Consider the following 26,033-nt stretch of genomic DNA (forward strand, 5'->3'; position numbering starts at 1 on the left):
GGGGGGCAGGGACCCACACGAAGTGGGGGAACGTGGGGGCAAACATCGTCAGAAATTCAGCGTCCGCTTGTCGACGGCCAGCGCCGCCTCCTTGGTGGCCTCGCTGAGCGACGGATGGGCATGGCAAATCCGGGCGATGTCCTCGGAACTGGCCCTGAACTCCATGGCCACCACACATTCGGCGATCAACTCACTGGCCATCGGACCAACAATGTGCACGCCCAGAATTTCGTCGGTGGCAGCGTCCGCCAGCATTTTCACCATGCCGGTGGTATCGCCCAAGGCGCGTGCGCGGCCGTTGGCCATGAAGGGGAAGGTGCCGGCCTTGTAGGCCCGGCCCGCGGCCTTGAGCTGCTCTTCGGTCTGCCCCACCCACGCGATCTCGGGGTTGGTGTAAATCACCCAGGGAATGGTGTTGAAGTTGACATGGCCGTGCTGGCCGGCGATGCGCTCGGCCACCGCCACGCCCTCTTCTTCCGCCTTGTGCGCGAGCATGGGGCCGCGCACCACATCACCAACAGCCCAAACGTTGGGCAGGTTGGTTTTGCATTCCTCGTCGACCACGATGGCGCCACGCTCGTCGAGCTTCAGGCCCACGGTTTCCGGCGCCAGACCGATGGTGTTGGCAGTCCGGCCGATCGAGACAATCAGCTTGTCGACATCGAGCGTCTGGGCCTCGCCCTTGGCATTGGTCCAGGCGACGGATACGCCTTTTTTGCCGGACTTGATCTCGCCAACCTTGACGCCAAGCTCGATTTTCAGGCCTTGCTTGACAAAGGCCTTGTGCGCTTCCTTGGCAATTTGCTGGTCCACCGCACCGAGGAAAGTTGGCAGGCCTTCCAGAATGGTCACATCGGCACCGAGGCGCCGCCAGACCGAGCCCATTTCCAGACCGATCACGCCGGAGCCGATGAGGCCCAGCTTTTTGGGCACCGCGCCGATGCGCAGGGCGCCGTCGTTGGACAGAATATTTTCTTCATCAAAAGGTGCGCCGGGCAAGGCGCGGGCGTTCGATCCCGTGGCCACGATGACGTGTTTGCCGGAGAGGGTTTCCTCGGCGGCTCCAGCCACCTTGATGTCATAAAGACCGTCCTTCGCCGCGACGAAAGAGCCCCGGCCATGGAAGAAGGTGACCTTGTTCTTCTTGAACAGGTAGACGATGCCGTCGTTGTTCTGCTTGACGACCGTGTCCTTGCGCGCCACCATCTTCGCGACGTCCAGGCCCAGGCCCTTGACCTCGATGCCATGGTCGGCAAAGTGGTGAGCGGCATGGTCGTAGTGTTCGGACGATTGCAGCAAGGCCTTGGACGGAATGCAGCCGATGTTGGTGCAGGTGCCACCCAGGGCCGGTCCACCCTTGGCGTTTTTCCACTCGTCGATACAGGCCACGTTGAAACCCAGCTGGGCGGCGCGGATGGCGGCAATGTAGCCGCCGGGACCGCCACCAATGACGATCACGTCGAATTGTTTGGACATGTATGGCTCCTCAGATGTCAAACAACAGACGTGCCGGATCTTCCAGCGCTTCCTTCATCGCCACCAGACCGAGCACGGCTTCACGGCCGTCGATGATGCGGTGGTCGTAGCTCATGGCGAGGTAGTTCATCGGACGGATCACGATCTGACCGTTCTCCACAACTGCGCGGTCCTTGGTGGCATGCACGCCCAGGATAGCCGACTGCGGCGGGTTGATGATAGGCGTCGACAACATGGATCCGAAGGTGCCACCGTTGGAAATCGAGAACGTGCCGCCGGTCATTTCTTCAATGCCCAGCTTGCCGTCCTGCGCTTTTTTCCCGAACTCGGCAATTTTCTTTTCGATGTCGGCAAAACTCATCTGGTCGGCATTGCGCAGGATGGGCACCACCAGGCCGCGCGGCGAACCAACGGCGATGCCGATGTCGAAGTAGCCGTGGTAGACGATGTCATTGCCGTCGACCGACGCATTGATCACCGGGAATTTCTTCAGCGCATGCACGGCGGCTTTCACAAAGAAACTCATGAAGCCGATCTTGACGCCGTGTTCCTTGGTGAACTGGTCCTGGAACTTCTTGCGCATCTCCATGACGGGCGCCATGTTGACCTCGTTGAAGGTTGTCAGGATGGCATTGGTCGATTGCGATTGCAGCAGACGCTCGGCGATGCGGGCACGCAGGCGGCTCATGGGCACGCGCTGCTCGGGGCGGTCACCCAGGCCGCTGGCCTTGGCAGGTACCGCCACTTGAGGCAAGGAAGTGGTTGGAGCGCCCGTCGGTATTGCGCTGGCAGCTACTGATTTAGGAGCAGACGGGGCGCCGCCGGCCACCGCACCCAGCACGTCGCCCTTGGTGACACGGCCGTCCTTGCCGGTCCCGGGAACCGAGCCGGAGGCCAGCTGGTTGTCGGCCATCAGCTTGGCCGCTGCGGGCATGGGTACACCGGCCATGCTGCCCCCAGCTGCGGCGGGCGCGGCTGCCGGGGTGGCTGCGACGGCGGCCGCAGGCGCTGCTGCGGCAGGTGCAGCAGCAGAGGCCTTGCCTTCGGTGTCGATCCGGGCAATCAGTTGTTCGGCCGTGACCGTGCCGCCGTCGGCGACCAGGATCTCGGACAGGACACCGGCGGCAGGCGCGGGCACTTCCAGCACCACCTTGTCGGTTTCGATCTCGATCAGGATTTCGTCGATGGCGATGGAATCGCCAACTTTTTTCTTCCACTGCAGCATGGTGGCTTCCGCCACGGATTCGGACAACTGCGGGACCTTGACTTCTACGATAGCCATTTGAATTCTTTCGGGTTGTGGGTTCGATGGGGTGCGCCGGCCGGCGCAGCCCTTTTCCATTTGTTTATTTGGTCAGGACAAAGCCCTTGAGCTTGCCGAAGGCGCCGTCGACCAGCGCTTTTTGCTGTTCCTGGTGCAGGTGCGAATAACCCACGGCCGGGGATGCCGAGGCCGCACGGCCCGAATAACCAAGCTTCTGGCCTTCGGCCATGTTTTCGTGGATGTAATGCTGCACGAAGAACCAGGCGCCCTGGTTCTGCGGCTCGTCCTGGCACCAGACGATGTCGGTGACATTCGGGTACTTCTTCAGCTCGGCCGCGAAGGCCTTGTGCGGGAAGGGGTAGAGCTGCTCCACACGCAGGAGGGCGACGTCGTCGACACCCTTTTCTTCGCGCTTCTTGGCCAGGTCGTAGTAGACCTTGCCCGAACAGGCGACCACACGCTTGACCTTGTCGGCCTTGAGCCCGCCGCTGTCGGGGATCACCGTCTGAAAACCGCCCTTGGTGAACTCGGACAGCGGCGAGGTGGCGTCCTTGTTGCGCAGCAGCGACTTGGGCGTCATGATGACCAGCGGCTTGCGCAGGTTGCGCACCATCTGGCGGCGCAACACGTGGAAGATCTGGCTGGCCGTGGTCGGCTGGACCACCTGCATGTTGGTGTCGGCCGACAGCTGCATGAAACGCTCCAGGCGCGCCGAGCTGTGCTCCGGCCCCTGGCCTTCATAGCCGTGCGGCAGCATCAGCGTGATGCCGTTGACACGGCCCCACTTGACCTCGCCCGAGGCGATGAACTGGTCAATCACGACCTGTGCGCCATTGGCGAAGTCGCCGAACTGGGCTTCCCAGATCACCAGCGTGTTCGGATCGTTGGAGGCATAGCCGTATTCGAACGCCAGCACCGCCTCCTCCGACAGGATGGAGTCGATGACCACAAACGGGGCCTGGTTCTCGGCCACGTTCTGCAGCGGCACATAGGTGCCGGTGTCCCATTTCTCGCGGCTCTGGTCGTGGATCACCGAATGGCGGTGGGTGAAGGTGCCGCGTCCGCAGTCCTCACCGGACAGGCGCACCGGGTAGCCGCTGGCCACCAGCGAGGCCAGCGCCATGTGTTCGCCCATGCCCCAGTCCACCGGAATGTCACCGCGGCCCATGGCTGCGCGGTCGTCGTACACCTTCTTGACGAGCTGGTGGGCGGTGACCGTCGTCGGTATGGTGCTGATCTTTTCGGACAGGCGTTTCCACTCGGCCATCGGAATGGCGGTGTCGCCGGCGTCGGTCCACTTCTTGCCCAGGTAGGGGCTCCAGTCCACCGCGTACTTGCTCTTGAAGTTGGTGATGACCGGGTCGAAGGTGCTTTTACCGGCGTCCAGCGCGGCGCGCACGGCCTTGACCATGTCGTCACCCAACGCCTCGCCCATGCCCTGGGCCGCCAGCTTGTCGGCGTACAGCTTGCGGGTACCGGGGTGTTGCGCAATTTTCTTGTACATCAGCGGCTGGGTGAGCGCCGGCGTGTCCTGCTCGTTGTGGCCGAGCTTGCGGAAACAGATGATGTCCACCACGACGTCCTTCTGGAACTCCATGCGGAACTCGAGCGCGAGCTGGGTCGCCAGCACCACGGCTTCCGGATCGTCGCCGTTGACATGGAGCACGGGCGCCTCGATCATCTTGACGACGTCGGTGCAATACAGCGTGGAGCGGCTGTCGCGCGGGTCGCTGGTGGTGAATCCGATCTGGTTGTTGATCACGATGTGCACCGTGCCGCCGGTGGAGTAACCCCGGGTCTCGGCCAGGGCCAGGGTTTCCATGACCACGCCCTGCCCTGCGAACGCAGCATCGCCGTGCACCAGCACCGGCAACACCTGCAGGCCCTTGGGGTCGGCGCGGCGGTCCATGCGGGCGCGCACCGAGCCTTCGACCACCGGGTTGACGATTTCGAGGTGCGAGGGATTGAACGCCAGGCTCAGATGCACCGGCCCGCCGGGGGTGGTGACGTCGGAGCTGAAACCCTGGTGGTATTTGACGTCGCCGCTCGGAAGGTCTTCAGGGGCGGTGTGCTCGAACTCGGCAAACAGGTCGGCCGGCACCTTGCCCAGCGAGTTGACCAGCACGTTCAGGCGGCCGCGGTGGGCCATGCCGATCACGATTTCCTGCACGCCGATGCTGCCGCCGCGCTGGATCAGCTCGTCCATGCTGGCGATGAAGCTCTCGCCGCCTTCGAGCGAGAAGCGTTTTTGCCCGACATATTTGGTGTGGAGGAAGCGCTCCAGGCCTTCCGCCGCCGAGAGGCGGTCCAGGATGTGGCGCTTTTTTTCCGGCGTGAAGTTGGGCTTGCTGCGGATGGCTTCGAGTTTTTGCTGCCACCAGCGCTTCTGGTTCTGGTCCGTCATGTACATGTACTCGGCACCGATGGTGCCGCAGTAGGTCTCGCGCAGCGCATTGAGCAGCTCGCGCAGGCTCATGGTTTCCTTGCCGAAGAAGGTGTTGCTGGTGTTGAACACCGCTTCCTGGTCGGCATCGGCGAACCCGTAGAAAGACGGGTCGAGCTCGGGAATGTTGTCGCGCTCGGTGCGTTTGAGGGGGTCCAGGTCGGCCCAGCGGGCACCGACGTTGCGGTAGGCGGCAATCAGCTGCTGGACGGCGGTGCGTTTGCGTCCCCACTCGGAGTCGGCGGTGGAAGCACCCACCACACGGGTCACGCCCTGCTTGGCACGTTCGGCGAAAGCGTTGACAACCGGCAGGTGCGGCACGTCCCTGGCGTTGCTGCCGTCAACGGCGGGCACATTTTGCAGGGCGTCGAAATACTCGCGCCAGTTGTCGGGCACGCTGCCGGGGTTGGCAAGGTAGTTTTCGTACATCTCTTCGACATAGGGCGCATTGCCGCCGAAGAGATAGGTGTTGCCTTGATAGGCCGAATAGACGGACGACGCCGCCGGGCTTGAACTCATTACGCTGACCTCCGTTTCCCTTGGGGAAACATTAGCTGGCCACAGCAGGATGTGGCTGGTTGATTAACCTTCCGCAACACGGCTTGACCGATTAGCGGATGCGACTGTGGCAAGGAAGGGCCTTCAGAAACACACTTGATTGTGCCACCGAATGCCGAAATGACGAAACCAGGGCCCCCCACCGGGCGCCCGGTTTTGTCATGCATCTGTCAGTTGACGGCTGGACCCAACGCCAGGCGTCCCAAACCACGCCGGCAGACCGAAACATCGGCAGGCGTGGAGAAAGTCACTGTAATAAATGCTGCTTTTGTGTTACCGCGTGATATAAAACCTTCGGCGTCCAATGGTTTTTCCTGGGTCCGTTGCCTATGTCATTCAAACGCTTCATTTTTCTGCTGTCTGTTGCCTGGTTTTCCGCAACGCTTGCCGGCGCGGCGCATGCCGAAGCCGACGTACTGGTTCGTGAATCGCTGGCGCTGGTGGAAAAGGGCAAGGCGCAACAGGCGTTTGACCAGCTCGCCGCTGTGGAGGAAAAACGCGCGGGCGACCCTGACTTTGACACCGTCCTGGGCATTGCCGCCAATGACACCGGCCAGTTCACGCGTGCCGTGTTTGCGCTTGAACGGGTGCTGACGGTCCAGCCGGGCAACTCGCGCGCCCGCGCCGAACTGGGCCGCGCCCTGTTTGCGCTGGGCGACAACCAGGCCGCGCGGCAAGTGCTGCAAGAAACAAAACGGGACGCCATCCCTGCCGAGGTGGCCCGCAAGATCGACGAATTCCTGCAGGCCATCGACCGCAATGAAGAGGCCGCCAGGTCTTCTGTCAGGGCCTATGTCGAAACCGTCGCAGGCATCGACAGCAATATCAACAGCGGTCCTGGCAATGCCAACGTCGCCGTGCCATCGCTCGGGGGACTGATACTGACCCTGGGCCCGACCAGTGTCAAATTGAAGGACGATTTTTACAGCCTGGGCGCCGGCGTCTCCGGACGTTTCGTGATCGACCCGCGCCTGTCGCTGATTGCCAGCGCTTCCGGCAACTACCGCTTCAACAACGACTACAACGATTTCGACACCCGCCAGTTTGACGTGAGCGGCGGGGCCAGCTACCGGGTCGGCAAGGACGAGTTCACCGCGGCAGTCCAGATCGGGACCTATACCGCCGACAACACCACCGTGCGCGACCAGCGCGGCTTGGTGGGCGAATGGACCCACCGGCCGGACGCCGCCAGCCAGTGGACCACCTACCTGCAGCTGTCCACCCTGCGTTACCCCGGCCAGAATCTGCGGGATGCCAACCGCCATGTGCTGGGCACGTCCTACGCGAGGGCGTTTCGGGGCGGGCTGGTGGTTTTTGGCGGCTTGTACGCCGGCACCGAAAACGAGCGGGCATCCGGCGTGCCGCATCTCGGACACCGGCTCGCAGGCCTGCGCGCCGGTCTGCAGCAGTCCATCAACGCGGACGTGGACCTGTTCGCCAACGCCGGGTATGAAACGCGCCACCACGGCGGCGCCGACCCGTATTTCCTGGTGAACCGCCGTGACCGGCAGACCAACCTGAATCTGGGCCTGACCTGGGTTCCTGTCGTGAGCTGGCGCGTGACACCGCAGCTGTCGCTGCTGAGGACAAACTCCAACATCTCCATTTCAGATTTCAGCAAGCGCGTGCTGTCCGTGACCGTGCGCAAGGATTTCTAGGCAGACGCACCCGCCGTTGCCGTTTCCCCCCCCCGCTCCGCCATCCAACGATCCGCCAGGGCCCACATCATGAAACCACACTTCCCGCTGAAAAATGCCGCCCTGCTGACGGCACTGGTGAGCGCCTGGCCGCTGCAGGTACATGCGCTGGCCGGGATCGCCCAATTCACTGCCGGTGAAGTCAACGTCCGGCAGGCGGATGGCAAGACCATCGCCCTGGCCAAGGGCGGCAGCATCGACAGCGGTCACGCCATCGTCACTGGTGGCAACGGCCGGGCCCAGGTCCGGTTCACCGATGGTGGCCTGGTTTCACTGCAGCCCAACACCGAGTTCAAGATTGCCAACTATGTGGACCAGAACAACCCCAAGGAAGACCGCTTCCTCGTTGACCTGCTGCGCGGCAGCATGCGCGCCATCACCGGCCTGATCGGCAAACGCAACCGGGACAACTACCGGCTCACCACCACCACCGCCACCATCGGCATCCGCGGCTCGGGCTTCAAGGTCGGCTACAACCCGGATGGCTCGCTCGGCATCACCAGCGAGCTGGACAAAATTGAAGTCTGCAACCAGAGCGGCTGCATAGGCCTGGTGGCAGGAGAGTCGTTGAAGGTTCTCGACAATGTGACGCCACCGGTGCGTACCAGCGAACAGCCCAAGGTCGAGACGCCCGTTACCACGAAGGATCCTGTCGTTGTGGGCGACAAGGTGGACCAGGCGGGCAAGATAAAAGTTGTGACCGAAAAAGTGGAAGCAGCAACCACCACAACCACCACCAAAACAACTACCACCACAACGACGTCTCCTGTCGAGCGCACCTTCACGGACATCCAGGTCGCGGCAGTCGGCGTCAACAGCGGCTCGGCATACACCCTGACGACCAGCACCGGAGCCACGACCGTTTTCAGCGACAACAAACTGCTCAAGCTGCAGGACACCGGGGCCAACACGCCGAAGTGGTCGGAAGCCGGCACAGCGCAGCCGGTGACCAGTTTCAAGTCTGTCGGCAATGTGAGTGACGCCAACTTCATCGGCTGGGGAATGTGGACCACCGGTCAGAAAGAAGATCCGAGCGTCCTCTCGCTGGACAACGTGCACTACGTCGCAGGACGGCCCACGTCACAGACAGAACTTTCCGCACTGTCCTACAGCGGCGTTGCCAACTACACGCTGGCGGGCAACACGGCCCCCACGCAAAACGGTATTGCCGGCACGCTCAACAGCGCGACCTTCTCGGTCAATTTCCAGACGGGCTATACCATCTCGGTGGCCATCAACACCTCGTTCGGCAACTTCACGGACTCGGCATCCGGCAGCACGCCGTCCTTCAATGGCACCTATATCAAGGGCATGTTCGTCGGCACCAATGCCGCGTATGCGGGCCTGACCTACGCCAAGAACCCCGGGGCCGGCTTGATCACCGGCGCGGTGGTTTTCAAGAAGTAGCCTGACTCCGGTCGCTGGCGACCGCGACTGCGACTGCGACTGCGTGACTCCACCTGCTCCACCCGCGCGAGGCCGCTGAAACAGTTGGAATGCTATATTTTTTATAGCTTATGGCGCACGCGCCAGAAGGGCAAGCACTACTTTTTCATCAAAAAGCCAGCCCGGGCGTTCAAGCCGCGCCCATCAGGTCCCGGATCTGCTGCAGTGCCGCCGGGTCGTCCATGGTCGTCAGGTCGCCCGCATCTCGTCCCTCACACACGGCCTGGATCGCACGCCGCAGCAGCTTGCCGCTGCGGGTTTTCGGCAGCACCGACACAAAACGCACCCGTGAAGGCCGCGCCAGCGCGCCCAGGTCCTGGTCCACGCGCTTCATGATCTCGCCTTCGAGCTTGAGCGCGGCACTGCTGTCCGTCAGCACGCCGCTGTCCTTGGGCACCACAAACGCCATGGCCACCTGCCCCTTGAGGCTGTCAGCCACACCCACCACCGCGACTTCCGCCACGCCGGTGTGCCCGGAGATGCTTTCCTCGATCTCGCGCGTGCCCAGGCGGTGCCCCGCCACGTTGATCACGTCGTCGGTGCGGCCGAGGATAAAGTAGTAGCCGTCCTCGTCCCGAATGCCCCAGTCGAAGGTGCTGTAGACCATCTTGCCGGGCACACTTTTCCAGTAGGTGTTGACGAAGCGCGCATCGTCTTTCCAGATCGTCTGCATGAAGCCCGGCGGCGTCGGGCCCTCCAGAACCACCACGCCCTTTTCGTTCGGCTGTGTCAGCTCTTCGCCGGTCGACTCATGCAGCAGCTTGACGTTGTAGCCGTACATCGGAATGCCGGGGCTGCCGAATTTGCTGGATTTTTTCTCGACCGCATTGGCAATCGTCAGAATCGGCCAGCCGCTTTCGGTCTGCCAGTAGTTGTCGATGATGGGCACCTGCAGGCCCTCGCTGATCCAGCGTGCGGTCGGCTCGTCCAGCGGCTCACCCGCCAGAAACAAGGCGCGCAGGCTGGACAGGTCGTATTTCTTGAGCAGCGCCGGGTCCTGCTTCTTCAGAACGCGCACCGCGGTCGGCGCACTGAACATGGCCGTGACCTTGTATTTTTCAACCAGGCGCCACCAGATGCCGCCGTCGGGCTGCTTGTCCAGGCCTTGCGTCGGCAGGCCCTCGTACATCAGCGTCGCCATGCCGGCAATCAGCGGGCCGTAGATGATGTAGCTGTGGCCGACGACCCAGCCGATGTCGCTGGTCGAGAAATAGGTTTCACCCGGCCGGCCGTCGAAGATGTGTTTCATGCTGGCGGCCAGCGCCACCGCGTAGCCACCGGTGTCGCGCTGCACGCCTTTGGGCTTGCCCGTGGTGCCGCTGGTGTAGATCGTGTAGCTGATGTCGGTGGATTTCATCCACTCGCAGGGCACCTGGTCATCCAGGTGCCTGACGCGCAGATCCGACCACAACTGGTCACGCCCGGCCACGAGCTGCATGGGCGAGAGCCCCCGGTCCACCAGCAGCACCGCCTCGGGCTTGTGGCTTGAGAGGCGAATTGCTTCATCAAGCAGCGGTTTGTAGGGCACGATTTTGCCGCCGCGCGATCCCGCGTCGGCGCCGACAATGACCCTGGGCGTCGCATCCTCGATGCGGGAAGCCAGCGAGCCGCTGGCAAACCCGCCGAACACCACGCAGTGAATGGCACCTATGCGCGCGCAAGCCAGCATCGCAAACGCGGCCTCGGCAATCATGGGCATGTAGATCAGCACGCGGTCGCCCTTTTGCACGCCCAGTGCTTTCAGGCTGGCCGCCATGCGCTGCACTTCGACATGCAATTCGGCAAAGCTGTAGGTTTTTTCAATGCCGGTTTCGGTCGACACGTAGATCAGCGCCGCCTGGCCGGCCCGGTCTTTCAGGTGCCGGTCCACCGCGTTGTGGCACAGGTTGGTGGTGCCGCCTTCAAACCAGTGTGCAAACGGCGGCTTGTCGTAGTTGCAGACACGCGTGAAAGGCTGCTTCCACTCAATCAGTCTGGCCTGCTCGGCCCAGAAGGCGTCGGGCTGGTCTATCGACTGGCGGTAAAAATCGGCGTAACTTGTCATGCGCTGTCTCCAGTTTTTGGTTTCACGATTCAGATTTTGACCACGATGCGGCCGCGGACCTTGCCCGCCATCAAGTCGGCGGCTTTTTCCGCAGCCCGGCTCAGCGGCACTTCTTCCACAATGGCTTCGAGTTTCGCCGGGTCCAGGTCCGTCGCCAGCCTGTCCCAAGCCTGCTGGCGGCGCGCCAAGGGGGCCATCACGCTGTCGATGCCGGCCAGCGTCACGCCACGCAGGATGAAAGGCAGCACCGTGGCCGGAAAATCCGCGCCCTGGGCCAGCCCGCAGGCCGCCACCACGCCGCCGTAACGCGTTTGCGCGCAGGCATTGGCCAGCGTGTGCGAGCCTACTGCGTCCACCACCGCGGCCCAGCGTTCCTTTTGCAACGGCTTGCCCGGTGCGGCCAGCTCGGCCCGGTCCATCACGGTGCCCGCGCCCAGCTGTTTCAGATAACTTTCCTCACTGGCCTTGCCCGTGGCCGCCACCACGTGGTAACCGAGCTTGCCCAGCAGCGCCACCGTCACGCTGCCCACGCCGCCGGTGGCACCCGTGACCAGCACCTCGCCGTCGCCGGGCTTCAGGCCATGCTTTTCCAGCGCCAGCACACACAGCATGGCCGTGTAACCCGCCGTGCCAATGGCCATCGCCTGCCGCGTGGTGAAGGCGGCCGGCAACCTGACCAGCCAGTCGCCCTGCAGGCGCGCCCGCTCGGCCAACAAGCCCCAGCGCGTCTCGCCCAGGCCCCAGCCGTTGTGGATGAAGGGGTCGCCGGCTTTCCAGTCCGGGTGGCTGGATTCGAGCACCGTGCCCGCACCGTCAATACCCGCCACCATGGGCCAGTTGCGCACCACCGGGCCCGTGTTGGTGATGGCCAGCCCATCCTTGTAGTTCAGGGTCGAATACTCGACCTCCACCAGCACATCGCCGGTGGGCAGTTCGGCCTCATCAAGGGAAACAAGCGCGGCAGAAAAGCCGGCGTCGGACTTGTTGAGTTGCAGGGCTTTGAACACGGCTGTCTCCGGTTATTTCCAAACTGAATTCATAATTATTTATAACAGACTTGCACGGGGCTGACAGGGTCTTTCAGGACAGCCCGATGACGCCGTTGGTATGCTGGAAGCGGCCAGCTCCGATAAAAAGCGAGCCCACGGCCGTGGCGGGAACAGCAACTGGGACACTCGCCGTCGGAAAAAGTGGGAAGACCCAGCCGCGGAGCCCACACCCCGGGGGCGGGCAGGGCTCCTCGACGACGTTAGAACTCCAGCGTGCCGGCGATCGCCTTGATGCCGGCCTGAGCGCATACCTCATCAACTTCGCCGCCAGGGGCGCCGGAAACACCGATGGCGCCATAAATGGAGCCGCCGCCCTCGATCAGAAGACCACCGCCCACCGCAAGCATGCGTGACACGCCGCGAATGCCGCTCATGGGCTTGCCGGCCTCGGTCTGCGCCGCGAGCGCCAGGGTGGACGTGCGAAAACTGACGGCCGTCCACGCCTTGTTGGTGGCAACGTCCACGGTGTGCGGACCCGCGAAACGGTCACGCAGAAAGACCTGGGTCAGGCCGGCACGGTCAACCACGGCAACGCCGACCTGGTAGCCCTGCGTGCGGCAAGCCTCCATCGCCGCCCTGGCTGCTGTCAGCGCCGTTTCCGGCGTGAGCGACTTGGTCTGAAACGTTGCCTGTTGTGCAAAGGCGAGGCCGGCCAACCCGAAGAGTACAGGGGCCAGAAAGGTTGAAGTACGCATGGATGTATCTCCTGCAGATGGCTGGGTTGACGAATAGACGGGACTTCCATAGGCCTGGCGAGCCGCGCGGGAGAGTTCCAGCTTTTCATCCCCCACGCAGGAAGGACAAGTCCACCGCCATCTTAGCGGTCGGAGCCGATTTGGCCAAAGCCGCTTCACCAGCTCCGCCACCGGGAGTCAGCGTGTCACTTGTGCGCGATGGGCTTGTCCGTGAAGAGATAGTCCTTCATCTCACTGGAAAACTTCGGATCCTTCCTGCGGATCCACTCAAGCACCATGGCCGCGTGTTCCTTTTCCTCGTCACGGTTGTGCTGCAGGATGGCCTTGAGGTCGGGGTCCTTGCAGGCATCGGCGCGCTGGTTGTACCAGTCCACCGCTTCCAGCTCTTCCATGAGCGAGACGATGGCGCGATGCATGTCCCGCGTTTCGTCGGACAGTTCGTTGACGGGTTCGTGGTAACCAACACTGGACATGGCGTTTTCTCCTGTTGCCAAGACTTCTTATAGCAGACCCCGGCCGGCGGACGGTGATCAGGGGTCGGGCCCGGCAGCTTCGCCGGGCGAGTCCGGCGCGCCCTACTTCACCAGCGCCAGCATGTCCCTGAACGCCGGATGCTCCGCGGTGCGCAGCCACTCGAAGGCCACCATCTCGGTCGTCACCAGTTCGGCACCGGCGCCGGCCAGGCGGTCGAAGGCGGCGTCGCGGTTGCGTTCAGTGCGCGAGCTGCAGGCGTCGGTGACGACCCAGACCTCGAACTCTTCTTCGAGCAGGCCCAGTGCGGTCTGCAGCAGGCACACATGCGCCTCGCAGCCGGCCATCACGATGACGCCCCGCCCTTCTTCTTCCGCTGGCGCGGCTTTCTGCAGATGTTTGGGCAGGCTGCGGGCGTTGCCTCCAGCGGGGGCCTTGCGCGCGGGCGGCCGCAACCACTCGGCCAGGCCGTCGTCCACGGCACTGAAATGCATCTTGTCCAGCGTCCGGCCGCCGGCCGCCGCGATGGCGGCAGCGACCCCGGGCACGTTGGGCCCCAGCTTGTCGGGCGTCTGCGCCGTGCCCCACACCGGCACGGCCATCAGCCTGGCCATGCCGGCCAGGCGCAGCGCATTGGCAAGGACAAGCTCACCTTCAAAAATGGCGGGCATCAGACGAACCTGGTAGTCCACCAGCACGAGTTGGGAGTCATCGGCATCAAGCAACATGGTTATTCCTGAAGGTTTTGTTCAAAGAGGGCTTTCCGACAAATGCGGCAAGAGCAGCAGGGTCTCTTCGCCGCAAGCCAGGCAATGTCAGGGCGTCGGCGGTTGTTGCGGCAGTTCCGCAAACTTGAGCAGGCGCGTCGCCAGCAGGGTCTCGGCCAGGAAACACAGCAGTGCGAACAGGAAGCAGGCCACGCCCGAGAGAAAACACACGGTGGCGATCTTGAGCGTGGGCAGGTCGCTGGTCTCGCCGAGAAAGAGCAGCACAATGGTCAGGCCGATCAGGATGGCGCAAAACGTCAGCAGGGCCAGGCAGCCGTTGACCAGCCAGCCGCGGTGCCGCAGCTCGCCGAGTTCGGCGTACATCCTGGTGGCCCGGGTCTCCTCGACCCCACCCGCTTCCAGCCGGTTTTCCAGAAAACGCGCACGGTCGATGATGCGGGCGAGGCGGCCGGCCACGGCGGCGATCATGCCGGAAACGGCCGTGAGCAGGAACACGGGGGCCACAGCGAGCTGTATGCCGTGGGTGACCGTCGCAAGGTCGGGGGCAAAATTCATCCAGGGCTCCGTCAGCATCAGGGGGACGCCCGTATTCTGTCATGCAAAACGCCGCCGGCAGCCCGCGCGATAGCAGCCTTCCTACGCAACAGTCGTCACTGTCCGACAGCACGCCCCGGCAGCGTCCATCACACTGACAGCCATACCGCTGCAAAATGCCTCGCCAAGCCAAGGAAATCTGCATGTTGCCCCACGGCAGGACAACATGTCCCCGAAGCCACGTTCAGGACCAGCCGCCGCCGGTGCTAGCATCATCACGTACCCCTTTCGACCCTGATTGAAGACGCATGAAACTCCCCGACACCCTTACCGAGAGCGTTACCGAGAGCGCTTCCACCCCAGCTCCAGCTCCGGCCCTCCTGCGGGAAGAGGCTGCCCGCTACGCCCTGCTGCGCCGCATCGCGCCGGCCATCCGCCACCACATGGCCGGCACACTGCAACCCATCGGCATGATTGCCGCCATTCTCGACCGGCGGCTGCAGGCAGAGACACCCGACCTGGCGGTGCTGCGCGACAACAGCAAGTCGATCAGCACGCTGTCGCGCTCGGCATCCACTGCCAGCATGAACCTGATCACCTGGGTCGTCCCCAAGGAAAACGGCAGCATCGCGCTGGAGGCCGGCATCGAGGAAGCGCTGGGCATGCTGGCGACCGACCTGGCTTTTCGCGGCTTCACGGTGACCAACCAGGTCAATGCGCCCGAGGTGACCACCTCTGTGTTTGCGCTGCGCACCGTGTTCACCGCCTGCCTGATTGCGCTGACCGACGCGGCGCAGGCCCCCGCCAGCGTGGTGCTCAGCAGCGAACCCGCCGGTGACCAGACCCGGGTCTGCATCATGGTCACCCGCACCGAGGGCATGGCGGCGCCGGACGAGGGCCGCGGCTACCGCGCCTTGGGCTGGGACGATGTGCAGGCGCTGGCGGACGCCGAGCAGGTCAGCATCCGCTACAGCGCGGCACACGCCGACATGCTGTTCAACAGGATTGAACAGGCGCTGGTGACCGGCTGAAGCAGGCGTCGCATGCTCTGCTTTTGGTAGCGGCCGGCGCCCATCAAATAAGGGCTGGCGGCCATTTTCACCATTAACCCCTGAAAGAAAGGCTGGCCGGCATGCCCGTCCGGCCACATGGACGCGCGTCTTGACGCTCGCAATGGTTATGCTTGGAGGGACAGAACCTGGTACGCACGGCCAGCCTTCATCGTCACCAAGTCCTGCTCCAGCCTTCCCGTCCCCACCCTGCTCCCTGCCTTCATGAACAAAAGCGGCATTCTTCTTCACATCGCCGGCCTGTGGCTGCTCTCGGCCCTCGACGCTTCCGGAAAATGGCTGGTCATGGCCGGCGTGTCGGTGCTGATGGTGGCCTGGATGCGTTACGCCGTGCATACCGTGCTGATGACGGCCGTGGTGCTGCCCTCGCGCGGCCGGGCCATCTTCCGGACCAAGTCGTTGCCGCGCCAGCTGGTGCGCGGCCTCCTGATGATCACTACCACCGTGTTGTTTTTCTCGGTGCTGGGCCGCCTGCCACTGGCCGAGGCCACCGCCATCAACTTCATGGCGCCCCTGTTCCTGATGATGATGGCACCGTGGCTGCTGCACGAGGCGCACCGGCTGCACCGCTGGCTGGGCGTGCTGGCCGGTTTCGCCGGCATGCTGATCGTGGTGCGGCCCGGTTCGCAGTTGGACCCGATCGGTGTGGCGCTGGGCCTAGCCACGGCCCTGGCCTTTGCGTTTTTCCAGATCGCCACCCGTCGCGTGGCCCACGACGATCCGCTGACAACCAACTATTACGGCGGCCTGTTCGGCACCATCACCCTGACACTGGCCCTGCCCTGGTTCTGGACCACGCCCGACCTGTCGCCGTGGCAGTGGCTGCTGCTGGTGTCCACCGGCCTCACAGGCTTTCTCGGGCACTGGCTGCAGATCGCCGCCTTCCGCCACAGCCCGGCCACCCTGCTGGCGCCCTTCAGCTACCTGCAAATCGTGGCCGCTGCCACGCTGGGCTGGCTGGTGTTTGGTCAGGTGCCGGGCCGGACCACCGCGCTGGGCATCACGCTGATCTGCCTGGCCGGCCTGGGCGTGGCGCTGACCGAAGCACGCATGGCCTGGGTCCGTTCACGCGCGCTGCGCGAGGACCGCTGACACCTCAGGCCTGAAACAGCGGCAGGTCGGCTTTTTTCAGCGTGCGCAGCACGAAGCTGGACTTGCTGTGGCGTATGCCCTTGATCTTGTAGAGACGCTCGCGCAGCAGGCGCTCGTAGTCGCGCGTGCCGCTGACGGCGATGCGCAGCAGGTAGTCGTAGTCGCCCGAAACCAGGTAGGCCTCGATCACCTCGGGGATTTTCGCCAGCGTTTCGCCGAATTTTTCCAGCGTGTTGTCCGAGTGGCTGTCCAGCGTGACCTGCACCAGCACCGTGTCGCTGAGGTCCAGCGCCGCGGCGTTGATGCGCACGGTGTAACCCTCGATGACGCCGGACTCCTCCATCTTCCTGATGCGGGTCCAGCACGGCGTGTGGCTCAGGCCCACCGCCTGGCCGATCTCCTGCAGGCTGGCACGGGCATTGGCCTGCAGCACCTGCAATATTTTCCGGTCTGTTTTATCCATACAGCAATATTTCCTTCGTTTTTCGATCTATAAAGGAATTATTACTTAATCATCGGTGAATCAGAAGAAATACAGAAGCACTTTCTGCGGCGCCTGGCCGATACTTCTTTCTGGCAAGCACATTTACCGGTGTGTGTTGCAAGGCAGGCGCAGCAAGGGGTTACCGCCCGTTGTTGCGCCTGGGCATGTCTGCCGCTGCCGCAGGCCGTCTTACCGGACTGGCACTCAGGCAAACTTGCGCAGCGCATCCAGCGCCAGCCCGGCGCCAATGCTGCCGAACAGATCGCCCTCGACGCGGCGTGCCTGCGGCAGCAGGGCCGCGATACGCGAGCGCAGCAGCGGCACGCTGCTCGAACCACCGGTAAAAAACACCGTGTCCACCGCACCGGCCGGCACGCCGGCATCACGCAGCAGACCGCTCACGCTGCGCTCCACCGTGCCGACCAGCTCGCCGATGGCGGTGTCGAAATCCGCGCGCTGCAACACCAGTGTTTCACCGGGGGCGATGCGGCCCAGGTCCATGGACGTTCGGGGCGCGTCCGACAGCGCGATCTTGGCTTCCTCCACCTGCATCGCCAGCCAGTGCCCGGCGCGTTCGCTCACCAGGTTTTGCAGGCGCGCGAGTTTGCCCTTCTCCTGCGCCTCGCGGTGCAGCTCGCCGATCTGCGACCCCGCCTGCCGGGTGTAGGCGAAGTTGATGGTGTGCCAGGTCGCCAGGTTGAAGTAGATGGACGACGGCATCAGCAGGCCATTCCGGAGCCGGCTGCCCAGGCCCAGCATGGGCATCACGCTGGTCAGGCTCAGGACCTTGTCGAAGTCGGTACCGCCTATGTGCACGCCGCTGCTGGCCAGGATGTCGTCACGCCGATCGGCCCGGCCCGCGCGTTCGGGCGCCAGGCGCACCAGCGCAAAGTCCGAGGTGCCGCCGCCGATGTCCACCACCAGCACCAGCTCTTCGCGCGTGACCTGCGACTCGTAGTCAAAGGCCGCGGCAATCGGTTCGTACTGGAAGGCAATGTCGCGCAGACCCACGGCGCGCGCGATCTCGGCCAGCGTGTTTTCGGCCTGCCGGTCGGCCGCGGCGTCGCCGTCGACAAAAAAAACCGGCCGCCCGAGAACGGCGCGGGTGAAGTCACGGCCCGCCGCGTGTTCTGCGCGGCGCTTGAGTTCGCCGATGAACTGCGCCAGCAGCGCACGAAACGGCAGTGCGCGACCGGCCACCTCGGTCTGCTCGTCGATCAGCGAGGTGCCGAGCAGGCTTTTGAGCGAACGCATCAGTCGCCCTTCATCACCCGCCAGGTAATCGGCCAGCGCGGCGCGGCCGTAACTGATGTGCCCGTCTTCGGCGTGAAAAAACACGACCGATGGCAGGGTGGCCTTGCCGTCCTCCAGCGGCAGCAGGATCACCTGCCCCGGGCCAGCACCGCCGCAGCCCGCGGTGGAGTTGGAGGTTCCGAAGTCGATACCGCAGGCATCGATCAATGCAGGAAAAGCGCCCGCCATCAGGGCTTGAGGAAGCCGCCGTCGGCCCAGGCCGTGGCGCTGGCGCGGCTCAGTTTGAAGGCCGGCGACACACGCACCTGTGCGAGTTGTTCGCCTGCCTCGTCATGCGCGCTCAGCATGGCAGACGGGTTGTCTTCATCGGGCACGATGTCCAGTGACACGGTGATACGCGCATCGCGCGAGTCCACTTCCAGGCTCTGGTGCAGGGTGGCATGCAGCTGCTGCTCATGGCGGCGCACAAACTCCGACGCGGTCTTGACCAGGGTGCTGAAGGCCGGGCCGTCGAGCGGCTTGGGGTTTTTCTTGTCGCGCCCCATGGTCCAGGGGCCCACCAGCGCGGGCTCGGGTTCGCCATCCTTGATCATGGCCACCGCCCAGCCGTCGTCGTCTTCGTTCTTGAGCACGCGGGCGGTCCAGCCGTCGCCGCACCACAGGCGCGGCTGCTGGACAGGGGTGTCGGGATCGGGAAGATGGTCGGAGGAAGAAGGGTCGGACGGGAAGCTGGCGGTATCGGTCACAGGGGGTCGTTTCAGTCAAAAAAAAAGCGCTGCGGTGCGCTGTCTGCAGGCGTCCATTTTACCGCCTGCATCCCGCAGCCCGACCCCGCGCCGGTCGGCTGTTCTGCCTTGCAGAATACGCTCCCCGCGTAAACCTTGATGACACGCCGACAGCGGGCCGCTACGCTTGAAACTTCAGATGTTCTGCAACCTCCGGAGACTTATCAATGACCAACCGCCGCGCGTTTATTGCCAGCACCACAGCGGCCGTGGCCGGTGTGGCCCTGCCCACCCTGGCCCGTGCGCAGGCCTATCCCTCGCGCCCCATCAAATACATCTGCCCCTGGCCGGCAGGCGGCTCCACCGACGCCGTCATCCGTTCGCTGGCCGAAAGCGCCGGCAAGACCCTGGGCCAGACCATCATTGTCGAAAACAAGCCGGGCGCCGGTGGCATGCTGGGCGCCATCGAGATGCTGGGCGCCAAACCCGACGGCTACACGCTGACGCAGATACCGCACGGCGTTTTCCGCATTCCGCACATGCAGAAAGTCGCTTACGACCCGCTCAAGGATTTCACCTGGATCGCCTGCCTGACCGGCTACACCTTTGGCCTGGTCGTGCCCGCCGACTCACCGATCAAAAGCATCAAGGACCTGGTGGCCTACGCCAAGGCCAACCCCGAAAAATTCACCTACGGCTCGACCGGCACCGGCACCAGTCCGCACCTGGCGGTCGAGGAGTTTGCGCAGCGCGCAGGCATCAAGCTCACCCATGTGCCGTTCAAGGGCAACGCCGACAACATGCAGGCCATCCTCGGCGGCCACGTGATGGGTGCGAGCGACGCCACCGGCTGGGGCCCGCACGTGGAGTCGGGCAAGCTTCGCCTGCTCGCCACCTACGGCAGCAAACGTACCAAGCGCTGGCCCAACGTGCCCACGCTGACCGAACTCGGCTACGACACCGTGTCGGACTCGCCCTTCGGTGTGTGCGGCCCCAAGGGCATGGACCCGGCCATCGTGGCGACGCTGCACGAAGCCTTCCGGAAAACGTTGAACGACCCGGCCGTGCTGGCCACCTTCGACAAATACGACCAGTCGGTGATCTACATGAACACCGCGCAATACACCAAGTTCGCCCGCGAAACCTTTGTCGCTGAAAAAGCGACGATAGAGCGGCTGGGCATGAGCTTCAAGGGCTGACCCCGGCCGGCCCGCCGGCGCTTAATTGGCAGGCAAACTGTCGCAAGCCACGACTGGCAAGCCTTTCGTGGCTTTTTTGCGTGCTTATCCACAGATTCGTGCACAGGATGGGTGGGCAACCTGGGTACCGCATTGGCGGGAGCACCCGGCGCAGGGCATGCCTGCGGGTAAAAATACCGCCCTTGGAGAAAGCCACCTCACCTCAAGATTTATGGCTTTATGTTCACTTTGTTTCAATTTGCCCTGCATCGAGCATGAACCCCTTGTCCACAGAAGGCTTGCAACGGCGAGCCCCTGCCCAGGGCCGGCCTGCGTTATGCTGACCATCTCCCTTTTTCCGGTGCCGACATGACCTTCCAACCTTTCCAGATCCTCCCGGCCATGCTTGTGACTGCCACGCTGCTGTTGACCGCCTGCCAAGACACGCCCGCGCCCGACGCAAAGGCCAAAGCCGGCACCACCGCTGTGTCCACCGCCGTCGTGGCCGCCGAGGCCAAGGGCTTCAGCGTCGGCTCCACCATGAGCACCCGCACGGTTTATGTTTTTTTTGATCCCCAGTGCCCGCATTGCAACGCGTTGTGGGTGGCCGCCAAACCGCTGAAGTCGCAGGCGAAATTTGTCTGGATTCCCGTGGGCATCCTCAATGCGTCCAGCACGGCCCAGGGCGCAACCTTGCTGGCCGCGAAAGATCCGGCTGCCGCCATGGATGAACACGAAGCGTCCATGCAAGCCAAAGGCGGCGGCATCAGTGCCGGCAGCGACATCGCGGCGCAGAAAGAGATCGTGGCGAAAAACACCGCACTGCTGACCCGCCTCGGTTTTGGCTCGATCCCGACTATCATCGGCACCCACGCCCAAAGCGGCGCGCTGGTGACGCAGGAAGGCTCCATGCCGACCGCGGCCCTGGCCGCCCTGCTCGGGCTGCAGGTGCCGGCCGCGCAGTAGGCAAGCTTTTTTATAACAAAAAGTGGCTCCAGCCCAATAACGACGGGCGCAAGCAGCTCTCTTATTGATAGCTTCTCGACCGCTGCGCCTAAAACAGAACGCGGCTACGGATGGTGCCCGGCACCCCGGCCAGTTTGACCAGCGCCATGTCCGAAGAAGCGGCGTCGATGTCGATCACCACATAACCGATGGCTTCGTTGGTCTGCAGGTACTGCGACGCGATGTTGATGTTGTTGTCCGAAAACACGCGGTTGATCTCGGCCAGCACACCCGGCACGTTGCGGTGGATGTGCAGCAGCCGGTGTTTGCCGGGATGCGCCGGCAGCGCCACCTCGGGGAAGTTGACCGAAGAGGTCGAGGTGCCGTTGTCGCTGTACTTGACCAGTTTTTCCGCCACTTCGACGCCGATGTTTTCCTGGGCCTCCATGGTGGAGCCGCCGACGTGCGGCGTCAGGATCACGTTGTCCAGGCCGCGCAGCGGCGACTCGAACACGTCCTTGTTGCTCTTCGGCTCGACGGGAAACACGTCGATCGCCGCACCGAGCAGTTTTTTCTGGCGCAGGGCTTGGGCCAGCGGCTCGATCTCGACCACGGTGCCGCGCGAGGCATTGATCAGCACGCTGCCGTGCTTCATCGCGGCAATCTCGGCCGCACCGATCATCCACTGCGTGGCCTGGGTCTCGGGCACATGCAGGCTGACCACGTCGGACTGCGCCAGCAGATCCGTGAGCTTGCCGGCCTGGCGCGCATTGCCCAGCGGCAGCTTGGTGACCACGTCGAAAAACACCACCTGCATGCCCAGCGCCTCGGCCAGCACCGACAGCTGCGTGCCGATGGATCCGTAACCGATGATGCCCAGCGTCTTGCCGCGGATCTCGAAAGCGTTCTCGGCCGACTTGAGCCAGCCGCCGCGGTGGGCGACGGCGCTTTTCTCGGGCACACCGCGCAGCAGCAGGATGGCCTCGGCCAGCACCAGCTCGGCCACCGAACGGGTGTTGGAAAACGGCGCGTTGAACACCGCAATGCCGCGCTCGCGCGCCGCATTCAGGTCAACCTGGTTGGTGCCTATGCAAAAGCAGCCGACCGCCGCCAGTTTGATTGCATGGGCAAACACGTCGGCAGTCAGCTGGGTGCGCGAACGGATGCCGACAAAATGCGCGTCGGCGATCTTGCGCTTGAGCTCGTCGCCTTCCAGGGCCCCCGTGAGGCTTTCGATCTGCGTGTAACCCGCCGCCTGCAGCACCGCCACGGCCGAGGGATGGATGCCCTCCAGCAGGAGAAACTTGATCTTTTTCTTGTCGGTCGAGGTTTTGCTCATGGCGCTCAGGCGGGTTGTGGAGCACCGAAGTATGAACCAAGGCCTGCGTGCGAGTCGCCCGGGGCGCTTTTGCCCGCACCGCAAAAAGGTTGTCGCAACCGCGCGGTCGCGGTTTGTCAGTCCACCGGTGCGGGCGCCTCGCGCGCCAGCGCCTGCCGCCGGCTGGTGAACTGTGCCAGCGCCACACCCACCAGTGTCAGCGCGGCACCGGCCAGCTTGATGCTCGTGTACTGCTCGCCGGCAAACAGCCAGGCCACCAGGCCGGCGACCGGCGGCATCAAATACATCAGCGGCGCGGTGCGGGCCACGCCGCGCACCGCGTTGACCCAGCCCCAGACCAGCCAGCCCAGAAAGGCCGACACCGTGACCGACCAGACCAGGCTGGCCCACACCGCCAGCGAGGCGTCGCCCCACGGCGCCGACAGGCCGGCCGGCAGCGACAGCAACAACACCGGCACGCTGCCGAGCAGGGTTGCATAGGCCATGGTCACGACGCCGCCATGGCGCTCGATCAGCGGTTTGGCGGCCACCGTGTACCAGGAGAAAAAACTCGCCGCGACAAGCAGGAACAGATCGCCGCCGGTGGCACGCCAGTTGCCGCCCAGCAGTTTGTCGGACAGGAAAATCAGCACGCCGGCAAACGCCACGGCCACGCCGACGATCTGCGCCTTGTGCAGTTTCTCCACCCCCATGAAACGCAGGATCAGCAGCGTGAAGATGGGGCCGCAGGCCAGGATCAGCGAACTCGAAAACGCCGTGGACCAGTGGATGCCGTAAGTCACCATGCCCACGTGCAGGAAATGCCCGGCAAAACCCAGGCGCGCGAGCTGCCAGAATTCGCGGCGCGTGATGCGCGGGAAACGCGTGCCGAACCGCCAGGCCAGCAAGGCCAGTGCACACAGCGGCATGATGAGGTAGCGGGCAAACAGGAAGCCGCCGGGGCCGACCACGTTGAAGACAAACTTCTGCAGCGAAAAGTTGATGCCCCAGATCACCACCAGCACCAGCGCAGCGGCCAGGGCGATGGACGCACGGCGGAGTTTTTTCTGTTCGGGGGTCATCGCGCCGTGTTCCGTGAAAGTTTGGGGTCAAACAGGCCTGTAGCCCAATGGATGCGGGCGCAAGCAGCTATCAATTTGGAAGCACACCAGCTTCCGGCCAAAGCTGCAGGGCCGCCGCCCCGGCGCCGGACGGGGGCTTCAGAAGTTGCTGCCGACCAGCGCCTCCAGCCGGGCCGGATCTACCGGCTTGGTGAAATGGTGGTCAAAGCCCGCCTCCTGCGCCTTGCGTTTGTCTTCGGCCTGGCCCCAGCCGGTCAGGGCGACGATGACCGGGGCAGGCGCCTGGCGGAGCGCGCGAATCCTGCGGCAGGCTTCGTAGCCGTCCATGCGCGGCATGCCGATGTCCAGAAAAATGATGTCTGGCCTGAAGGTCGCGGCCGCCTCGATGGCCTCGGCGCCGTCATGGGCGGTGCGCACCTCGTGCCCCAACATGCCCAGCAGGCTCGCCAGCGTCACTGCAGCATCGACATTGTCGTCGGTGACCAGAATGCGGCGCGGCTCGAAAACGCCTGCGGGGTGCCGGACCGGCGCCAGCGCCGCAGCTTGGGCCGTGCCTGACTCTGCCGCGGCCGGCGTGGCTGCGGTGTCGGCCATGGGCAGCCAGACGATGAAGCGGCTGCCGGGGCCTTCACTGCGGCTTTCGGCCCGAATGCTGCCGCCGTGCATCTCGACAATCTTGCGCACCAGCGTCAGGCCGATGCCCAGCCCGCCCTGGGCCTGCGGCGTGGCCGGGCTGGGCTCGCCCTGAACGAACATGTCAAAAATGCGCGTGCTCAGGTGCTCAGGCACCCCGATGCCGTTGTCCTCGATGCTGACCGTCACGCCCTGCGCGTCGGCGCTTACGTGCAACTCCACGGCGCCGCCTTCGGGCGTGTATTTGGCGGCGTTGTTGAGCAGGTTGGTGAAGGCCTGCGACAGGCGCACCAGGTCGGCCGTCAGCACAATCGGCTGGTCCGGCATGGTGACGGTGAACACGTGCTGCCGCTCGAGGAGGACCGGCCGGCTGGTCTCCGCCGCACTGCTGATGGCGTCCGCGAGCCGGATCGGCTCGAGGTGCAGCCCCAGCTTGCCGCGGCTGATGCGGCTGACATCGAGCAGGTCGTCGACCAGGCGTGTCAGGTGCGCGATCTGGCGCTCCATGATGGCCCGGGTGCGCTCCAGGACAGCCACGTCGTCCGCTCCCAGCCGCAGGATTTCCGCGCTGGCGCGCAGCGGTGCCAAGGGGTTGCGCAACTCATGGGCCAGCATGGCGAGGAACTCGTCCTTCATGCGGCTCATCTGTTCGGCCTCGCTGCGCGCGGCGCGCTCGTTGTCGAGCAGCTTCTCGCGTTCCTGCGCGGCCTGCCTGGCCACTTCATACAGCCGGGCGTTGTCGATGGACACGCCGGCCTGCGCCGCAATGCCAGTCACCAGCCTTTCGGCACGTTCGTCGAAAACACCGGCATCCGGATGGCCGAAAAACAGGCCCCCTATCACCTCCGCAGAACCCGACGCCACAGGCACGGCCAGGTAACTGCGGATCGGCACCGTCCCCGGCTGGGCCGCGGCCTCATAGCGCGCGTCCTTCGTCAGATCGTCGAGATGGACCAGCGGCGCGCCGCTGAGCGTGAGGTCGAACAGTGCACCGGCCTGCGGCAGGCCGCAGCTGTCGAAGTCCTGCTCGGCGATGCCGGCCACCGTTCGCAGAAAAGGGCTGTCGCCGCTCCGGGCCGCGGTGTTGTAGAAAAAGACACCTACTTTGGCGCCGCTGATCTCCGTGGCCGCGTCAATGACCGCCTGTGCCAGCATGCGCACGTCGAGCTTGGCCGTCAGGATGGTGCCGGTCTTGTTGAGCAGTTCCAGCACCCGGGCCTTCTTGCGCAGGGCATCCTCGCTGCGCCGCTGTTCCGTGATGTCGCGGAAAACCCAGACCCGCCCGACATGCTGGCCTTCCACGATCTGGATCTTGGAAGAACGTTCGTAGACCCGGCCATCGCGCAGCTGGAGCAGGTCAAAACTTTCCGCCGGCGAGTGGCGGTAGATCTCATGGACCCGGTCCAGATAGTGCTGCGCATCGTCGACCTGCCGGCTCGCCACGGCCAGCAGCCGTTCGTGGTCGCGAAACGCCATGAGTTCATCGGACAGCCCCCACATCCGGACGTACAGCTGGTTGAAGCCCGTGACGTGGGCGTTGTCATCGGTGACCAGGATGCCGTCGCGGCTGGCCTCCAGGGTGGCCCGAACCATGGACAGCGACAGCGCCAGCTCCGTCGTTTTCTGCTCCAGCCCGTCCCTGGCGGCCACCAGCACACCTTCGGCCTGCTGGCGCGCCCGCAGAATGCTCTGCGCGTTCTGCAGGGCAACCGAGCGCAGCAGGCGGTCTTCGTCGTCGGAGGCCTGCATCATCGTCCTTCTTCAGGCATCTCTACCCCGGGCCGGATTGGTGACAGCACGCCGGCGAACACACGTGGGTCCGGTTTGAGGCGCAAGCGCCGTGAATG

The 26,033-nt window shown here is 64.2% G+C and carries 21 protein-coding genes; 6 read left to right on the top strand and 15 right to left on the bottom strand.

The features are described from left to right. Window positions 1-48 precede the first annotated feature (48 nt). The 3 genes from lpdA to B7X65_RS01350 form a co-directional block, all read right to left on the bottom strand. Window positions 49-1,476 carry a dihydrolipoyl dehydrogenase gene (gene lpdA / locus B7X65_RS01340; RefSeq protein WP_293592191.1) on the bottom strand — a complete coding sequence of 476 codons (1,428 nt, stop codon included), beginning with the start codon at window positions 1,474-1,476 and terminating at the stop codon, window positions 49-51. Window positions 1,477-1,486: 10 nt separating this feature from the next. Next, a complete protein-coding gene (odhB, locus tag B7X65_RS01345) occupies window positions 1,487-2,758 on the bottom strand; it encodes a 2-oxoglutarate dehydrogenase complex dihydrolipoyllysine-residue succinyltransferase (protein WP_293592192.1) in 1,272 nt (423 codons plus the stop codon). Between the two features lie 64 nt (window positions 2,759-2,822). After that, window positions 2,823-5,702, bottom strand: a complete 2,880-nt coding sequence (locus tag B7X65_RS01350; RefSeq protein WP_293592193.1) for a 2-oxoglutarate dehydrogenase E1 component — start codon at window positions 5,700-5,702, stop codon at window positions 2,823-2,825. A gap of 368 nt (window positions 5,703-6,070) precedes the next feature. On the opposite strand from B7X65_RS01350, the gene B7X65_RS01355 reads away from it, so the two are divergent. Together B7X65_RS01355 and B7X65_RS01360 are read left to right on the top strand one after the other, a co-directional pair. Then, a complete protein-coding gene (locus tag B7X65_RS01355; RefSeq protein WP_293592194.1) occupies window positions 6,071-7,399 on the top strand; it encodes a porin family protein in 1,329 nt (442 codons plus the stop codon). A 69-nt stretch (window positions 7,400-7,468) separates the two neighbouring features. Then, window positions 7,469-8,845 carry a FecR family protein gene (locus tag B7X65_RS01360; protein ID WP_293592195.1) on the top strand — a complete coding sequence of 459 codons (1,377 nt, stop codon included), beginning with the start codon at window positions 7,469-7,471 and terminating at the stop codon, window positions 8,843-8,845. A gap of 169 nt (window positions 8,846-9,014) precedes the next feature. On the opposite strand, the gene B7X65_RS01365 is transcribed toward B7X65_RS01360, so the two are convergent. From B7X65_RS01365 to B7X65_RS01390, 6 genes are all read right to left on the bottom strand, one after another. After that, on the bottom strand, window positions 9,015-10,961 hold the full coding sequence (locus tag B7X65_RS01365; protein ID WP_293592444.1) for a propionate--CoA ligase: 1,947 nt from the start codon (window positions 10,959-10,961) through the stop codon (window positions 9,015-9,017). Next, entirely contained in the window at window positions 10,958-11,935 is a 978-nt protein-coding gene (locus B7X65_RS01370; protein WP_293592196.1) for an MDR family oxidoreductase, read from the bottom strand. Before B7X65_RS01370 ends, B7X65_RS01365 begins: the two co-directional genes overlap by 4 nt. Window positions 11,936-12,177: 242 nt before the next feature. Further along, a complete protein-coding gene (locus tag B7X65_RS01375; RefSeq protein WP_293592197.1) occupies window positions 12,178-12,672 on the bottom strand; it encodes a heme-binding protein in 495 nt (164 codons plus the stop codon). A 185-nt stretch (window positions 12,673-12,857) separates the two neighbouring features. Continuing rightward, a complete protein-coding gene (locus B7X65_RS01380; protein ID WP_293592198.1) occupies window positions 12,858-13,145 on the bottom strand; it encodes a ferritin-like domain-containing protein in 288 nt (95 codons plus the stop codon). Between the two features lie 102 nt (window positions 13,146-13,247). Next, window positions 13,248-13,871, bottom strand: a complete 624-nt coding sequence (locus B7X65_RS01385) for an isochorismatase family protein (protein WP_293592199.1) — start codon at window positions 13,869-13,871, stop codon at window positions 13,248-13,250. Window positions 13,872-13,958: 87 nt separating this feature from the next. Then, on the bottom strand, window positions 13,959-14,426 hold the full coding sequence (locus tag B7X65_RS01390) for a DUF2721 domain-containing protein (RefSeq protein WP_293592200.1): 468 nt from the start codon (window positions 14,424-14,426) through the stop codon (window positions 13,959-13,961). Between the two features lie 287 nt (window positions 14,427-14,713). Between B7X65_RS01390 and B7X65_RS01395 the strand changes: the two genes are divergently transcribed. Then, window positions 14,714-15,436, top strand: a complete 723-nt coding sequence (locus B7X65_RS01395; RefSeq protein ID WP_293592201.1) for a hypothetical protein — start codon at window positions 14,714-14,716, stop codon at window positions 15,434-15,436. A 243-nt stretch (window positions 15,437-15,679) separates the two neighbouring features. Then, window positions 15,680-16,567, top strand: coding sequence for a DMT family transporter (locus B7X65_RS01400; RefSeq protein ID WP_293592202.1), 888 nt, complete (start codon window positions 15,680-15,682; stop codon window positions 16,565-16,567). Window positions 16,568-16,571: 4 nt separating this feature from the next. Here B7X65_RS01400 and B7X65_RS01405 read toward each other — a convergent pair whose 3' ends face one another. The 3 genes from B7X65_RS01405 to B7X65_RS01415 all read right to left on the bottom strand — a co-directional run bounded on the left by B7X65_RS01405 (window position 16,572) and on the right by B7X65_RS01415 (window position 19,051). Further along, window positions 16,572-17,030, bottom strand: a complete 459-nt coding sequence (locus B7X65_RS01405; RefSeq protein ID WP_096665338.1) for an Lrp/AsnC family transcriptional regulator — start codon at window positions 17,028-17,030, stop codon at window positions 16,572-16,574. A 225-nt stretch (window positions 17,031-17,255) separates the two neighbouring features. Continuing rightward, entirely contained in the window at window positions 17,256-18,533 is a 1,278-nt protein-coding gene (locus B7X65_RS01410) for an Hsp70 family protein (protein WP_293592203.1), read from the bottom strand. Beyond that, window positions 18,533-19,051 carry a hypothetical protein gene (locus B7X65_RS01415; RefSeq protein WP_293592204.1) on the bottom strand — a complete coding sequence of 173 codons (519 nt, stop codon included), beginning with the start codon at window positions 19,049-19,051 and terminating at the stop codon, window positions 18,533-18,535. The genes B7X65_RS01410 and B7X65_RS01415 overlap by 1 nt, the downstream gene beginning before the upstream one ends. Before the next feature lie 206 nt (window positions 19,052-19,257). Between B7X65_RS01415 and B7X65_RS01420 the strand changes: the two genes are divergently transcribed. Both B7X65_RS01420 and B7X65_RS01425 read left to right on the top strand, forming a co-directional pair. Beyond that, the gene (locus tag B7X65_RS01420) at window positions 19,258-20,229 is read left to right on the top strand and encodes a tripartite tricarboxylate transporter substrate binding protein (RefSeq protein WP_293592205.1); all 972 of its coding nucleotides are present in this window, start codon (window positions 19,258-19,260) and stop codon (window positions 20,227-20,229) included. A 348-nt stretch (window positions 20,230-20,577) separates the two neighbouring features. After that, a complete protein-coding gene (locus B7X65_RS01425) occupies window positions 20,578-21,174 on the top strand; it encodes a thioredoxin fold domain-containing protein (RefSeq protein ID WP_293592206.1) in 597 nt (198 codons plus the stop codon). An 88-nt stretch (window positions 21,175-21,262) separates the two neighbouring features. On the opposite strand, the gene serA is transcribed toward B7X65_RS01425, so the two are convergent. From serA to B7X65_RS01440, 3 genes are all read right to left on the bottom strand, one after another. Continuing rightward, window positions 21,263-22,492: a phosphoglycerate dehydrogenase gene (gene serA / locus B7X65_RS01430; RefSeq protein WP_293592207.1), complete on the bottom strand. Its 1,230-nt coding sequence runs from the start codon at window positions 22,490-22,492 to the stop codon at window positions 21,263-21,265. Between the two features lie 116 nt (window positions 22,493-22,608). Further along, on the bottom strand, window positions 22,609-23,553 hold the full coding sequence (locus tag B7X65_RS01435; RefSeq protein WP_293592208.1) for a DMT family transporter: 945 nt from the start codon (window positions 23,551-23,553) through the stop codon (window positions 22,609-22,611). Window positions 23,554-23,691: 138 nt separating this feature from the next. Further along, window positions 23,692-25,935 carry an ATP-binding protein gene (locus tag B7X65_RS01440; protein ID WP_293592209.1) on the bottom strand — a complete coding sequence of 748 codons (2,244 nt, stop codon included), beginning with the start codon at window positions 25,933-25,935 and terminating at the stop codon, window positions 23,692-23,694. Between the last annotated feature and the right edge of the window lie 98 nt (window positions 25,936-26,033).

The sequence above is a fragment of the Polaromonas sp. 39-63-25 genome, from assembly GCF_002278925.1.
Classification (GTDB): domain Bacteria; phylum Pseudomonadota; class Gammaproteobacteria; order Burkholderiales; family Burkholderiaceae_C; genus Polaromonas.

What these genes read in the sequence shown, in the direction of transcription:
- lpdA (WP_293592191.1), bottom strand. Translation starts at nt 1,476, where the DNA reads ATGTCCAAACAATTCGACGTGATCGTCATTGGTGGCGGTCCCGGCGGC.
- odhB (WP_293592192.1), bottom strand. Translation starts at nt 2,758, where the DNA reads ATGGCTATCGTAGAAGTCAAGGTCCCGCAGTTGTCCGAATCCGTGGCG.
- B7X65_RS01350 (WP_293592193.1), bottom strand. Translation starts at nt 5,702, where the DNA reads ATGAGTTCAAGCCCGGCGGCGTCGTCCGTCTATTCGGCCTATCAAGGC.
- B7X65_RS01355 (WP_293592194.1), top strand. Translation starts at nt 6,071, where the DNA reads ATGTCATTCAAACGCTTCATTTTTCTGCTGTCTGTTGCCTGGTTTTCC.
- B7X65_RS01360 (WP_293592195.1), top strand. Translation starts at nt 7,469, where the DNA reads ATGAAACCACACTTCCCGCTGAAAAATGCCGCCCTGCTGACGGCACTG.
- B7X65_RS01375 (WP_293592197.1), bottom strand. Translation starts at nt 12,672, where the DNA reads ATGCGTACTTCAACCTTTCTGGCCCCTGTACTCTTCGGGTTGGCCGGC.
- B7X65_RS01380 (WP_293592198.1), bottom strand. Translation starts at nt 13,145, where the DNA reads ATGTCCAGTGTTGGTTACCACGAACCCGTCAACGAACTGTCCGACGAA.
- B7X65_RS01385 (WP_293592199.1), bottom strand. Translation starts at nt 13,871, where the DNA reads ATGTTGCTTGATGCCGATGACTCCCAACTCGTGCTGGTGGACTACCAG.
- B7X65_RS01390 (WP_293592200.1), bottom strand. Translation starts at nt 14,426, where the DNA reads ATGAATTTTGCCCCCGACCTTGCGACGGTCACCCACGGCATACAGCTC.
- B7X65_RS01395 (WP_293592201.1), top strand. Translation starts at nt 14,714, where the DNA reads ATGAAACTCCCCGACACCCTTACCGAGAGCGTTACCGAGAGCGCTTCC.
- B7X65_RS01400 (WP_293592202.1), top strand. Translation starts at nt 15,680, where the DNA reads ATGAACAAAAGCGGCATTCTTCTTCACATCGCCGGCCTGTGGCTGCTC.
- B7X65_RS01405 (WP_096665338.1), bottom strand. Translation starts at nt 17,030, where the DNA reads ATGGATAAAACAGACCGGAAAATATTGCAGGTGCTGCAGGCCAATGCC.
- B7X65_RS01410 (WP_293592203.1), bottom strand. Translation starts at nt 18,533, where the DNA reads ATGGCGGGCGCTTTTCCTGCATTGATCGATGCCTGCGGTATCGACTTC.
- B7X65_RS01420 (WP_293592205.1), top strand. Translation starts at nt 19,258, where the DNA reads ATGACCAACCGCCGCGCGTTTATTGCCAGCACCACAGCGGCCGTGGCC.
- B7X65_RS01425 (WP_293592206.1), top strand. Translation starts at nt 20,578, where the DNA reads ATGACCTTCCAACCTTTCCAGATCCTCCCGGCCATGCTTGTGACTGCC.
- serA (WP_293592207.1), bottom strand. Translation starts at nt 22,492, where the DNA reads ATGAGCAAAACCTCGACCGACAAGAAAAAGATCAAGTTTCTCCTGCTG.
- B7X65_RS01435 (WP_293592208.1), bottom strand. Translation starts at nt 23,553, where the DNA reads ATGACCCCCGAACAGAAAAAACTCCGCCGTGCGTCCATCGCCCTGGCC.
- B7X65_RS01440 (WP_293592209.1), bottom strand. Translation starts at nt 25,935, where the DNA reads ATGCAGGCCTCCGACGACGAAGACCGCCTGCTGCGCTCGGTTGCCCTG.